The following is a 13,333-nucleotide window of genomic DNA, read 5'->3' as shown; positions in this document are numbered from 1 at the left end:
CTACAGCCCTTTTCACAACGACTGTAACGGATATTTGATAGGCTCAAAGAGTCTCTAGCTGTTGTCCAGCCTATGACCGTTCCCGTTACAGTGCTCACTGGCTACTTGGGTGCCGGTAAAACCACACTCCTCAATCGCATTCTCACCCACGAACACGGCAAGAAGGTCGCTGTGATTGTCAACGAGTTTGGCGAAGTGGGCATTGATCATCAACTGGTGGTCAATACCGATGAAGAAATTTTCGAGATGAATAATGGCTGCATTTGCTGTACGGTGCGCGGCGACTTGATCCGTATCATTGGCAACCTGATGAAGCGGCGGCACAAGTTTGATCACCTTGTTATTGAAACCACGGGGCTTGCCGATCCCGCACCCGTCATTCAAACCTTCTTCATGGATGAGGACATCCGCAGCCAAACTCACCTAGATGCCGTGATTACCGTGGTGGATGCCAAGCACATTCACTACCACTGGCAAGCGGACGAAGCCCAAGAGCAAATTGCCTTTGCCGATGTGATTTTGCTTAATAAGACGGATTTGGTGAGCGAAGCAGACCTCGCCCAGTTGCGCGATCGCATTCATGCCATGAACCCCTTGGCCAAAGTGTATTGCACCCAGCAGGCCGCCATCCCCATGGAGCACATCCTCGATGTGGGGGGCTTTGACCTTGAGCGGGCCCTCGAACTCGACCCAGACTTTCTTGGCGAAGATCACCATGAACACGATGAATCTGTGGGTTCTGTGGCCATTGTTGCTGAGGGCAAATTGGATGGCGCTAAGCTGCAAACGTGGCTGAGCCAGTTGCTGCAAACCCAAGGCCCCGATATTTTCCGCATGAAGGGGATTTTGCACCTCGCGGAGCAGCCCCAGCCCTTTGTTTTTCAGGGGGTGCATATGCTCTTTGATGGTCGTCCCCTCGATCGCCCCCTTGGCCATCAGCGCAATGAACTCATCTTTATTGGCCGTAACCTTGATGAGCACCAGCTCCGCCAAGCCTTTAGGGCGTGTCTGATTTAGAAACTAAACGTGGTGCGGATCAACCCTTGGAAAATGGGGCTATTGGTAGCGCTATTGTTGGCATTGGTGATTGCCATAAACACAGGCGTAATTGAGATATTGTCGCTGAGGGGATAGCGGAAAAAGAGTTCATAGTTGGTTTGGGTAGCATCATTGGTTCCGGGTGCTGATGCCAACGAGTTAATAAAGGGCTGACCCACCGCCGCTGCTAGCAATGATCCTTCCGCCAACAAGTCCCGATAGGCCAAACCCGCCATCCATGTTTGCGCGGTGGTGTTCACTTGGCCACCAAGGAAAGGGACAGTAAATGGCCCCAAGCCATTAATCGTTGCTCCATCGCCATAGAGTTTCATATCGGAGTAAGCATAGCGGCCAAAGAGGCCAAACTTACCGAGGGTGAGTTCCACATTGACACCGCCGGCATTCTGGGAAATATTCAGGGTTGAGGAGTTGGTATATTGCAGGCGCACCGCAAAGTTGTTCCGTTCATTGGCACCAAAGGCACGGGCAAACTCCAGTTCCACGGTTCCCTGATAGGGATCGCCAAAAAGACCTCCTCCCGTAGGGATACCCGTCGGTGCTCCCACTGCAGCGGCCACATAAACACCGCGCAGTGTGAAGAATCCGCCTCCCGGATTCCATTCAATACTGACACCCGCCCCACCGGGATCATTGACGGCGTAGGGCACAATCAGCGGGTTGTTGATAAAGAAATTGGAACTAAAATCCGTGAAAGAATCGTTGGCATAGCTATTGGTATCCACAATATCACTGGGATAAAATTGCGGCCCAACACCAATCGTTAAATCCTCTGTGGGCTTGAAGCTGTAGAACAGTCGAGATAATTCCACATTTGCGCCAACGCCACTGTAATCGGCAGCGCCACCGGCAATCAAGCCGTCAGTACCAATCCCCGTTGCCCCAAACGTATCTAACCCGTTGTTACCCACTTCGAGGGTCGTGGTCAGTAAATCCGTACCGCGAAAACTGGTATTGAGGTTAATCTCCACCTTGCTAATCACCGTCGGATTGTAGCTGCCCCCAGTGAACGTATTCCCAGAGATGGGGTCAACGACTTGGCGAGTATTGCCACCGGCTTGAAAGGCCATCACGGCATCCACAGAGAGCTTGGTGGTTGTTGAAAATTGCGTGGCCTCCAGAGTAGCAGTACGGGCTTCGAGGTTGTCCACCCGTCCGCGTAGGGTGGCCAGTTCGGCGGCAAACTCCTCCCTAAGCCGTTGCAAGGTGGCTAAATCTTCCTTGGTGGCAAAGCGATCGCTAATCACATCCAAGCAGGCATTCAAAGCAGCCGCCATTTCAAACCGCGTCAGGGCACGGTTGCCCCGAAAGGTGCCATCGGGATAGCCAGCAATACAGCCGTACTTTTCCACAAGGGACGCAAGGGCTTGATAGGCCCAATCGGTGGGGCGCACGTCAGACAGTTGGGAGACAGAGGTCACCTGTCCGATGCTGGCGGGAGCGGGCATCCTAGGTTCAGCAACAGCGGCTGGACTGAGTAGTGCAAGGTGAATGGCAGCCACCATAACCGTTGTTAGGGATTTTTCCATCACTGACCTCCTTACCTCACACCAAGACACGGCCTCGGGAATTCACCAAGGCTAAATGAGAATGGTAACGATTATTATTCTATTTTTTCGGTCTGTCAACCGAAGCCACGCTCAAGTTAGCATTGGGGTTATCGCTTTGCCTATCTCCCCCCGCCGCATTATGGGTGCCCTTCCCCAGCAACGTTGGCTCTTGCCACCCATTGATCTCGAGTCTTGTGACGCCTTGAGGCAGGCCTTGGGTTGCCCCGCATCACTAGCGGAAATTTATCTGCGGCGGGGTCTGACGACTCCAGAAGCGGTACAGGCCTTTCTCGAGCCGGAAACTCTAGCGCTACCGCCACCGCAAACGGTCTTTCCCGACCTTGATCTGGCAGTGGAACTCCTGCAGCAGGCGATCGCCCGCGGTGACAAAATGACCATTTGTGGCGATTACGATGCTGATGGCATGACCAGTACCGCTCTGCTGTTGCGTGCGCTGCGCCATTTGGGAGCCGACATTGACTATGAAATTCCCTCCCGCATGCAGGAAGGCTACGGCATTAATGAGCGGATTGTTCAAGACTGCTACGAGCGCGGTGTGAAACTGATTCTCACCGTGGACAACGGCATTGCTGCCCACCAGCCCATTCTCAAGGCACGGGAACTGGGGCTGACGGTGATTGTGACCGATCACCACGATGTGCCGGAGCAACTGCCCCCTGCCCATGCCATTCTCAATCCGAAACTGGTGCCGCCAACATCCCCTTACCATACCCTCGCTGGGGTGGGGATGGCCTATATCCTTGCTCTGTCCCTAGCACAGCGACTGGGCAACTGGCGGGAACTGGTGCGGCCTTTGCGGGAACTGTGTACCCTAGGCACGATCGCGGATTTGGCGCCCTTGATGGGGGTGAATCGCCGCTGGGTCAAGCAGGGGTTACAAACAATTCCCACCTCTTCTCTTGTGGGGGTGCAAGCGCTGATGCAGATGGCGGGTTGTTTGCCAGCCCAGAATACCGCCCTCAAGCCCACAGCGGTAGGGTTTCGGCTGGGACCACGCATCAATGCCATTGGCCGCATTGGTGATCCCCAAGTGGTGATTGACCTGCTGACCACCGAGGATCCGCAGCGTGCTCAGGAACTGGCAGCCCTGTGTGAGGAAACCAACCGTCGCCGTCAGGAACTCTGTGCTGAGATTGAGAGACAGGCGATCGCCCACCTTGAAGAGACGGGCTTTGATCCCCAACAGGAGTGGGTCTTAGTGATCGTCCAGCCCGACTGGCACCATGGGGTCATTGGCATTGTTGCCTCGCGGCTCGTGGAGCGCTACGGCGTACCGGTGTTTATTGGCACCTATGAAGATGAGACAACCATTCGCGGCTCAATTCGCAGCATTCCCGAATTCCATGTCTTTGAGGCCCTTGAAGCGACCAAGGATCTGCTCTTGAAATATGGCGGTCATAGGGCAGCCGGGGGGTTTAGCCTACGGGCAGAGCATTTAGCGACTTGGCGCGATCGCCTGCGAGCCTTTGCCCAAACCTGTCTCAAACCAGAGGATCTGCGTCCCCTTGTTACCCTTGATGCCGAAGTCTCCTTTGAGCAGCTGACGTGGGACTTCTATACCCAAGTAGAGCAACTGCAACCCTTTGGCAGTGAGAATCCGCAGCCAATTTTCTGTAGTCGCGGGGTCAAGATTCTCGAACAAGCACCCATGGGTCAGCAGCGGGAACATCTGCAACTCACCCTAGAGCAGAATGGGCGGCAGATGACCGCTAAGGCTTGGCGCTGGGGACAATTTTTTCCGTTGCCCACCACGGTCGATATTGCCTATCACCTCACAGCCCACACTTGGAATGGCGAAACCCAGTTGGAACTCGAACTCAAGGGGGTCAAACCCTCACTGGCGTGGTACGTCCCTAATCCGCCCAGTCACCCGCTTCCCCATTGGCAACCCCTACCGCCTTTGACAACGCTCCTGCCGCAGTTGCGGGACAATGTCTTGCTCTATGGCTATGGCCGCCCTGAGGTTCCCCCGAACTTAACCACAGCAGCCATTCACTACGATCGCCCCCGCGATCGCTGTCGCACCCTCATTCTCTGGTCACTGCCGCCCTCTGCCACCCACTTGCGTTGGCTCTTGGCCATTGCCCAACCAGAAATGGTCTATGTAGGGTGCCAACGACCGGCGATCGCTCCGCTGACAACCCTCATCCTCTCAATTCAAAATGACCTCAAAGAACAGACTAAGGTGAATCTTTTAGCCTTGAGTCAAACCTATTGGATTGCTCCCTGTACGCTTGTAGCGATCCTGCGCCATTTGGGCTATGGCTGTGAAGGATTTGCTCCCACCCTGAGCATTACCGCAGAACTAACACGATTGCAACGCTGGTATCAGCTGCAAGCTAAGGATTTGGCACGGCTAGCGCAAAGGTGGGAGACTTCCTAATTCTTGGCAAAACAATGGCCTACAAATTGCCGCGCCGCACAGCCAATAGGAAGATAATTGCCGGCCCTGCAATGCCAATCATGGCAATCATGGTCAGTTGGGCAATCACTTCAAAGTTGATATTGCTAAGAAACTCAATAATGCCATTGAAAATTCCCATAGGTTCTCCCGAGCAATCAGCGGTTATTAGTTCGTGATTTTATTGTAGAGCAGGGGGGAGCACTCGCAGCATTTGCTTAATGGGCGCTTGAGCTTGCTGCGTCTATCCCTAAGCTACACTGTAGGAGCAGAATTCTCGGAACATTGGTCGGTGATGGGCGTGGACAAACTAGCGGCCTTACGGGATCTCATTGGCGAACTCGATCAAGCCTTGATTGCCTACTCTGGCGGCATTGATAGTACGCTTGTGGCCAAAGTTGCTCAGGATGTCTTGGGCGATCGCGCGGTGGCAGTCACGGCGGTGTCCCCCTCGCTCTTTCCAGCGGATCTAGAGGATGCCCGCATTCAGGCGGCGGCCATCGGCATTCGCCATGAACTCATTGAAACCCATGAACTGGACAATCCCAACTACGCCACGAACCCGGTGAATCGCTGTTATTTCTGCAAAAGTGAACTCCACGATCGCCTGCGGGAACTGGCACAGGCGTGGGGCTATGACTACATTCTCGATGGTGTAAATGCTGATGACCTCCAAGACTATCGCCCCGGTATTGCCGCAGCCAAGGAACGGGGGGTGCGATCGCCCCTTGCCGAGGTGGGGATTACCAAACTCGAGGTGCGCGAAATTGCCAAATCCTTGGGTTTGCCGTGGTGGAATAAACCTGCTCAACCCTGCCTGAGTTCGCGCTTTCCCTACGGTGAGGAAATTACCCCTGCCAAGCTGCAACGGGTGGGTCATGCCGAATACTACCTGCGCAAGCAGGGCTGGGAACTGTGCCGCGTCCGCAGTCATGGCGATACGGCGCGCATTGAGGTGCCCCAAGCGCAGATTGCCCACTTTGTGACAATGATCGATCTTGAAAAGCTGGTGAGCCACTTTCAAGCGCTAGGGTTTACCTATGTCACCTTAGATCTGGAAGGCTTTCGCAGTGGCAAGCTCAACGCCGTGATCGGGCGCGATCGCTAACGCGGTTGTAGGGACTGAGACTCTGGAGAATTTCCCGACCATAGCTGCGCTCCGTGAGCCGCCGATCCAAAATCGCCACCAGCGTTTCATCCTGACGCACAGGGGCAAGGGCGCGATCCAATATCGTCAAGCACTCTGGCAAGAGATACTGGCGAAACCAATCCTGTTTTTGCTGCTTGTGCCATTCAATGCGGGCACTTACCACCGCTTTTTCCGGCGAGGGCAAGGGCAGTGTGGTCAAGACAAACAGCGCCGGGCAAGGCAACTGCGCCCCATGACGCAGCCAAAAGGCTTCCCCCGTCACTAAAATCGTGTTCGTGTCGAGGTTGGGGGTCTCCACCTGTACCCGTGAACCGTAGAGGGCAGCCAATTGGGTGGCCAACTGTTCCCGCAGCGGCACATCACTCACAAGGATCACCGCCCGCCGATGGCCAATCGTGCCAATAAGATCGTAGAGACGCCGCAGGACGGCTGGGGCAAATTCCGGGGTGTTGGGGAGAGGTAAGTCTTCGGAGATCGCAAGGGTAATCGCTTCACTGTGGCGATCGCTGGCAAATTTAATCGTCGTTTGGGGCGGAATCCCTAGTTCCTGCTGCACATAGGCTAGAGGGGAGTCTGTATCGGGGCCGCTGCCGATGAGGACAAAAGGCGCTTGCGACCAAAGATCCTTAAAATAGGCGCGGAAACTGAGGGGGTGTCCTTGGAGGCTGAAGTACCCCACCGTGGGGTGGCGCCGTCCCCAAATCACCGTGTCACTGCGGTTGAGGTAGTCCCGCAATTGCGACCATTGGGGAGGCAGCGCCTGCGGCCATTGATGCAGGAGTTCAAGGAGCGGTTGCTGTTCTGTAGGGGTGAGCAGATAGTCGCCGTAGGGATTCTGAGGCCGCTGAAAGAGGTGCTGCACCAACTGGGCATAGACTTGGCGAATCGCACCAACGGCGCTGGGAATCGCGAGTTTCAGGTGCTCCCAATCGCTGGTGGTAATGGTGCAGGTCATCTGCTGCTGGGCAATTTGGGGCAAGGCTTCAATGCCATCAATGATCGTGACAACGTTGGGATGGGCGGTGGCGTGGCGACACCAGTCCTCGAGGCTCATTACAAGCACCCCCTCAAAGGCTGGCTGCGGGTACGGGCTATGCTGAATCGGTTTCGCAACCGCAAGGAAGGTGAGGAGTTCAGGAATTTCTTGGTGCAGTAGTCGTGTCAGTCGCTCTTGGGGGACGACGAGCAGGGCAGGTTCAGGATACAACAGCAGCGGCAGCAGATAACTCAGGCCATAGCGATGTTGCAACACTGCCCGCTGAGTGACTTGAAGTAAACACCCCCGCTGCAGCCGTAGGGCACGGGCAACCAGCCGCGCCAAGGTGAGATGGTGAGGCCACCGGCGATCGCCACTGCTGCGTAAAAATGCCCGTAATTGGCGGTGAACCTCTGCCTCAATCACAATCTGCTCGCTGTGGAACAACAATCCCCTATTGTGGCACGTTAGCCTTGATTCAGTTGTTGTTTGCGTCGCTGTTCGAGGGCAGTACGGGCTTCCTCGCGATCGTCGAAGTGAACTTTTTCAGTGCCCAGAATTTGGTAGTCCTCATGACCTTTGCCAGCAATGATCACGCCATCACCCGGCGCTGCCCTCAGAATGGCTTGCAGAATCGCTTGACGGCGATCGGCCTCAACGATCAGCGGCGTTTGCGGTGGGATACCGGCAAGGATGTCATCAAGAATGCGGCGGGGATCCTCGGTGCGCGGGTTATCGGATGTCACCACCACTTGATCCGCAAGGCGAGCGGCAATGGCTCCCATCTGGGGACGCTTGGTACGATCGCGATCGCCCCCACAACCAAAGACACAGATTAGCTTACCGGGAATAAAGGGACGGGCAGCTTTTAACAAGTTCTCAAGGCTATCGGGGGTATGGGCATAATCCACAAGAACCGTAATCTCTTGGTCTGGGCTAATGCGCACCTGCTCCATCCGCCCCGGTACCCCCGCAAAGTCACGAATCGCCTTCAGCATCGATTCTAGGGGGAGTCCTACCGCTGCCCCCATGGCGATCGCCGCCAGCACATTGGCCACATTAAACTGTCCCACCAACGGCGAGTCTAGGGTGCCGCTACCGATAGGGGTATGAACCGTGCCCGTCACGCCATTGACACGATAGGTGAGATGCTCAGCCCGAAAATCGGCATCTTCGCTGAGGCCATAGGTCCAGTAGCGATCGCGCGGCAACTGTTGAGCCAGTCGCTGCCCAAAGGGATCATCGCCATTGAGAATTGCTCGACCCTTGAGATAGTCAGCAGTAAAGAGCTTGGCCTTAGCGGCAAAATAGTCCTCCAGATCGCGGTGATAATCCAGATGATCTTGGGTCAAGTTGGTAAAAGCCGCCACCTCAAACTGACAGCCCCACACCCGATCCTGCGCCAAGGCATGGGAACTCACCTCCATCACCCCAAACCGACAGCCCGCTGCGACTGCTGCCGCTAATTGTTCCTGAAGGGTCACCGCAAAGGGCGTGGTATGACTGGCAATCTCACAGTGTCCCGGCCAGCGACTGTAGAGCGTTCCCAAGAGTGCCGTTGGATAGCCCACACTGTTGAGGAGATGTTCCACCAAGTGGGTGGTGGTTGTTTTGCCGTTGGTACCCGTAACCCCTAGCAGGCTGAGATGCTGGCTGGGGTAATGATAAAAAGCAGCCGCGAGCCGACCACAGGCACGCTCAATATCGGGCGCCACAATCACACAGGCATCTCCCTCACGGGGTTTGGCTTGCGGAGACACCACAGCCGCGATCGCCCCAGCTGCCAAGGCACTTGGCCAAAAATTGCCCCCATTCACCCGCGTGCCAGGCATGCCAATAAACAACGAGCCACGCTGACACTCCCAAGAATTCGTACTCAGGGACTTCACCTCTTGATCGAGGGCAGGATGCTCAAAACTCGGCGTAATCTCTGCCGCCGTCAGGAGTTCCCGTAGGTTCATGGCTGTGCATCTCCAGTGATAGGCCGTTTAGGGTATTGTGGCACTACGGCACTTGGCTGTAAAAGATACGGCAATGAACGACCCCACTGTATGAATGAGGAATTCTGCGAGAGGAGATGCAGCCTAGGCACGTACCAGTTTGTGAAGTGTCTTGAGTTGCACTGAAAGCGCATGGACCCTAGCGGATTGGCGTAATTGCTCAACACAGCAGGTGACGGGAGTTACAGGCTGTCCCCCTAGCATCCTGTGACAATTTTTGCCCAAAGCTTGCCTTTTGTTAAAATTCCGATAATCTAGTTCATAAAAATCCGAATAATAACATGTCATTAAGGTGTGGGTGTTGGGTGATGAGTGAGTGGCACAAAACAGACTGGAACATGGATGATCAAGAATGGCAAGCGATCGCCAATTCTCGCCGCCAGATTGAAACCTCTTGGCACAGGACAATTCACCGCGTTCAGGTTCCCTCCAGAACCGCCTCGAAACCCTTAGACGCGATCACCATGCCAGCAGTTTCCCATCCGCGTTCGATTCAACCCATTGGTATTCAACCGTGGCAAGCCGAATTCACCAAAGAACGCTTTGCCTCCCGTTCGCGACTCCCCCTCAAACGGTCACAGGTGGAACTGCCGCAATTTGCCAGCCGTCGTTAGAGCACTCCTCTTTCTCTCAGCTTACGAGGTCTATCAATTATGTGTGGCATTGTTGGTTATATTGGCCCACAGCGAGCAACCCAAGTCCTGCTTCAGGGGCTGCAAAAGCTGGAATATCGGGGCTATGATTCCGCTGGCATTGCCACCCTCAATGAGGGCGAACTCCTCTGTGTGCGCGCCAAGGGCAAACTCCACAACTTAGCCGAAAAAGTTGAACAGCTCGACATTGTTGCCCATGTTGGCATTGGCCACACCCGTTGGGCGACCCACGGTAAACCAGAGGAACACAATGCCCACCCTCATCGCGACAGCCGCGATCGCCTAGCCGTGGTGCAAAATGGCATCATTGAAAACTACCGTGAACTGCGGGAGCAACTCCAAGCGCGGGGGCACATTTTCCGCTCCGAAACCGATACAGAAGTCATTCCCCACCTGATTGCCGAAGCGTTGCCTGAGGCCCCCACCGCCAATGGCCTCCTAGAAGCAGTGCGTCAAGCTGTGCATCAATTGGAAGGGGCGTTTGCGATCGCCGTTATCTGTGCAGATTATCCCGATGAATTGATCGTGGCCCGGCAGCAAGCTCCTCTTGTGATTGGTTTTGGCCAAGGGGAATTCTTCTGCGCCTCCGATACCCCAGCGATCATTCCCTATACCCGTGCTGTATTGCCGCTGGAAAATGGCGAACTGGCTCGGTTGACGCCCACAGGGGTTGAAGTCTATGACTTTGCGGGACATCGCCTACGCAAAACCCCTCGCACCCTCAACTGGAACCCCGTCATGGTGGAAAAGCAGGGCTTTAAGCACTACATGCTCAAGGAAATCTATGAGCAGCCGGGGGTGGTGCGCACCTGTTTAGAGGACTATTTGCGAGCCGATTGGGATGAGAACAGTTCCTTTAGCCCGGTGCAATTGCACCTAGACCCCAGCCTCCTCGAAAATCTGCAGCACATTCAAATTGTTGCCTGTGGCACCAGTTGGCACGCCAGCCTTGTGGGCAAATATCTTCTTGAGCAAATCGCCCAGATTCCCACCAGTGTGCAATATGCCTCAGAGTTTCGCTACGCGCCGCCGCCCCTGCTACCCCATACCCTGACCATTGGTGTCACCCAGTCTGGGGAAACAGCCGATACCCTTGCCGCTCTAGAGATGGAGCTAAAACGCCGCCAAGGACTCGCGGGCGCTCTCCAACCTCGTTTGCTGGGGATTACCAATCGCCCAGAAAGTAGTCTTGGGCATCTGGTGCCCCACATTATTGATACCCGTGCCGGTATTGAAATTGGCGTAGCCGCCACAAAAACATTCGTTGCCCAGTTGATGGCCTTCTATCTGCTGACCCTAGAATTGACATGGCAGCGGCAGTCTTGCGATCGCTCCCGCTTGGCGGAACTCGTCACTGGCTTGCGCCAATTGCCTGCCCAGATGGAGCAAATTTTAGAAAGCCAAGAACGCTATATTGAAGCTCTCTCCCATGACTTTTCCGAGACCCAAGACTTTATCTTTTTGGGACGCGGCATCAACTTTCCCATTGCCCTCGAAGGTGCCCTCAAACTCAAGGAAATTAGCTATATCCATGCCGAGGGGTATCCTGCGGGTGAGATGAAACATGGCCCGATCGCCCTCCTCGATGCCAAAGTACCGGTGGTCACGATCGCCATGCCCGGCAGTGTCTTTGAGAAAGTCCTCTCCAATGCCCAAGAAGCCCGTGCCCGCGATGCCCGCCTCATTGGTGTCACCCCCCTCGACGGGGTCGAAGCCCAGCACACCTTCGATAACCTTTTACCTGTACCCGAGGTCGATGAGCTTCTCTCCCCCATCCTGACGGTGATCCCCCTGCAACTGTTGGCGTATCACATTGCTGCCCGCCGTGGCTTAGATGTCGATCAACCCCGCAACCTCGCCAAGTCAGTAACCGTTGAATAACCTTGTATTACACCGACGGCAATGCCAATAACTAATAAAAGATAAAAGACCACATAGAAAAACTTGTGGTTCTGCTCCTAGGGGGTACTTAATTTTTGAGCGATAATAATGACGAAATTAACTAAAAGAAGATTAAGTCAAGTTCAGTAAGTTATCTTCTTCGTGGGTTGAGATCACGCAATCGGATGTGGGATAGGCCGCACACAGCAGCACAAATCCAGCATCCAACTCCTTGGGCTTTAAAAAGGAGTGATCCGACTGATCCACCGTCCCTTTGATGATCCGACCAGCACAGTTGACGCAGGCACCGGCGCGGCAGGAGTAGGGCAAAGCAATGCCCTGGGCTTCGGCAGCATCAAGAATATACTCGTCGGCATGAACACGAATGGTTTTATTCAAGCCTCTTGCTTCATTGACCAGTGTGACACTATAAACTTTGCTATGATCCCGCTTTGTCATTTAAGCTCTCCTAAAACTGGCTTTTGAAATGTCTGTCTGTTTGTCCGCTTAACTCATGACTTTAGAGCGATCGCAACCCCACAGGCAGTTGTAGAACGCATTCCATATTGCTTTCATTTTAGCAAAGGCACTCAGGGGAACGACTGTTATACGGAATTGTTTATACTTTGAAACTATTTATCAAAGCAATGCAGGATCTGGGTTGAGCTAGTTGCGGTTTTGAGTGGCAGGTGGTGTACCCTGCGGTTGACTGGGGGAGAAGCCCGATCGCCAGACGGCTCCTGCGATAATGGCAACAACCACAAGGGCGATCGCCCCTAGACCCACGAGGCTGGTTTTTGAGCCTTGGCTCTCTTTTTCATGGACGGTTTCTTTGTTGTTCCCCTGCGGCTCCCTGTCGCTCTCACTGGCCAAGGTCTCTTTTGCGGATTCGGCTTCAGGATGTAACTGCGTGGCTGCCGCTGCCACCAATTCACGGCTCGGGGTTCGCCGCAGTTCGCCACTTAGCTCCATACCCACAAGGGTTTCCTTGGCACCCCGCAGATCGGATTTAATGCTTTGGAAGGCAATGGATTGCAGATATTGGCTGAACTCGGTATCCGCCATCGAGAGCATGAGATAGGAAGCCTTGGCTTTACGACCAAAGAGAATCACATCGCCGTGCTGCAATTCATGGCTACTGATGCGCTTGCCATTGACAAAGGTGCCGTTGGTACTGGGCTTACCATTGGCATTGCCATCCACCAAACGATAGCGGTAGCTGGTGGTACCGGGGACAGGTACCCGCAGGAGAATAGCGTGCTGGCGAGAAACCGTTTCAAAGTCAATAACAATGGCATTACTCTCATCGCGCCCAAGGGAGTAGGCCGCTGCCTCAAGGGCGATCGCCCGCCGGCCACCCACGGTATTCAAAATTAAAACGTGACGTTCCTGTTGCAGGCTATTCATTACCTCTATCCCCCGTATTTCAACAGCCCTCAAGAAATCATCCCCTCTGCAAATCTGAATCCTCCCCGCCTTCAGCTTGAGTTAGGGCAGGAGCAACGTTACAAAACGTGACACTTCAACAAGTGGTCTAGGCTGTGTGCTTACTTCTACCTTTGCCTGTTTCACCTAGGGCTGCTGTGATATTGATCACATTTAAGAGGGTTTTTAGGGAGCGCCACAAATCGTAACAAGTCGTTAT

At 54.5% G+C, this 13,333-nt stretch carries 11 protein-coding genes; 5 read left to right on the top strand and 6 right to left on the bottom strand.

Annotation, left to right across the window (positions count from 1 at the left end; genetic code table 11):
* Positions 1-72: 72 nt before the first annotated feature.
* Positions 73-1,017, top strand: a complete 945-nt coding sequence (locus RHK62_RS09390) for a GTP-binding protein (protein WP_206200329.1) — start codon at positions 73-75, stop codon at positions 1,015-1,017.
* On the opposite strand, the gene RHK62_RS09385 is transcribed toward RHK62_RS09390, so the two are convergent.
* Positions 1,014-2,585: an iron uptake porin gene (locus RHK62_RS09385; RefSeq protein WP_310453630.1), complete on the bottom strand. Its 1,572-nt coding sequence runs from the start codon at positions 2,583-2,585 to the stop codon at positions 1,014-1,016. The two genes, RHK62_RS09390 and RHK62_RS09385, sit on opposite strands and share 4 nt — an antisense overlap.
* 136 nt (positions 2,586-2,721) lie before the next feature.
* On the opposite strand from RHK62_RS09385, the gene recJ reads away from it, so the two are divergent.
* Entirely contained in the window at positions 2,722-5,010 is a 2,289-nt protein-coding gene (gene recJ / locus RHK62_RS09380; RefSeq protein WP_310453629.1) for a single-stranded-DNA-specific exonuclease RecJ, read from the top strand.
* A gap of 19 nt (positions 5,011-5,029) precedes the next feature.
* On the opposite strand, the gene psb30 is transcribed toward recJ, so the two are convergent.
* The gene (gene psb30 / locus RHK62_RS09375) at positions 5,030-5,170 is read right to left on the bottom strand and encodes a photosystem II reaction center protein Ycf12/Psb30 (RefSeq protein ID WP_149819710.1); all 141 of its coding nucleotides are present in this window, start codon (positions 5,168-5,170) and stop codon (positions 5,030-5,032) included.
* Between the two features lie 153 nt (positions 5,171-5,323).
* Between psb30 and larE the strand changes: the two genes are divergently transcribed.
* Positions 5,324-6,136 (top strand): ATP-dependent sacrificial sulfur transferase LarE, encoded by an 813-nt coding sequence (gene larE / locus RHK62_RS09370; RefSeq protein WP_310453641.1) that lies wholly within the window; start codon positions 5,324-5,326, stop codon positions 6,134-6,136.
* Here the strand turns inward: larE and RHK62_RS09365 are convergent.
* Together RHK62_RS09365 and RHK62_RS09360 are read right to left on the bottom strand one after the other, a co-directional pair.
* Positions 6,108-7,580 carry a helicase C-terminal domain-containing protein gene (locus tag RHK62_RS09365; RefSeq protein ID WP_310453628.1) on the bottom strand — a complete coding sequence of 491 codons (1,473 nt, stop codon included), beginning with the start codon at positions 7,578-7,580 and terminating at the stop codon, positions 6,108-6,110. The genes larE and RHK62_RS09365 overlap by 29 nt on opposite strands.
* 41 nt (positions 7,581-7,621) lie before the next feature.
* On the bottom strand, positions 7,622-9,115 hold the full coding sequence (locus tag RHK62_RS09360; RefSeq protein WP_302678375.1) for a UDP-N-acetylmuramoyl-L-alanyl-D-glutamate--2,6-diaminopimelate ligase: 1,494 nt from the start codon (positions 9,113-9,115) through the stop codon (positions 7,622-7,624).
* Positions 9,116-9,462: 347 nt separating this feature from the next.
* Between RHK62_RS09360 and RHK62_RS09355 the strand changes: the two genes are divergently transcribed.
* Both RHK62_RS09355 and glmS read left to right on the top strand, forming a co-directional pair.
* The gene (locus RHK62_RS09355; RefSeq protein WP_302678374.1) at positions 9,463-9,768 is read left to right on the top strand and encodes a hypothetical protein; all 306 of its coding nucleotides are present in this window, start codon (positions 9,463-9,465) and stop codon (positions 9,766-9,768) included.
* 39 nt (positions 9,769-9,807) lie between these two features.
* Positions 9,808-11,688, top strand: a complete 1,881-nt coding sequence (gene glmS, locus RHK62_RS09350; RefSeq protein WP_310453627.1) for a glutamine--fructose-6-phosphate transaminase (isomerizing) — start codon at positions 9,808-9,810, stop codon at positions 11,686-11,688.
* A gap of 132 nt (positions 11,689-11,820) precedes the next feature.
* On the opposite strand, the gene RHK62_RS09345 is transcribed toward glmS, so the two are convergent.
* Positions 11,821-12,147: a 2Fe-2S iron-sulfur cluster-binding protein gene (locus tag RHK62_RS09345; RefSeq protein WP_206200323.1), complete on the bottom strand. Its 327-nt coding sequence runs from the start codon at positions 12,145-12,147 to the stop codon at positions 11,821-11,823.
* 207 nt (positions 12,148-12,354) lie between these two features.
* The gene (locus tag RHK62_RS09340; RefSeq protein WP_310438568.1) at positions 12,355-13,095 is read right to left on the bottom strand and encodes an FHA domain-containing protein; all 741 of its coding nucleotides are present in this window, start codon (positions 13,093-13,095) and stop codon (positions 12,355-12,357) included.
* Between the last annotated feature and the right edge of the window lie 238 nt (positions 13,096-13,333).

The sequence above is a fragment of the Thermosynechococcus sp. HY213 genome (genome assembly GCF_031460975.1).
Taxonomy (GTDB): Bacteria; Cyanobacteriota; Cyanobacteriia; order Thermosynechococcales; family Thermosynechococcaceae; genus Thermosynechococcus.
Note: the sequence above shows the minus strand (reverse complement) of the source record. Positions and strands in the feature narration are given on the sequence as shown.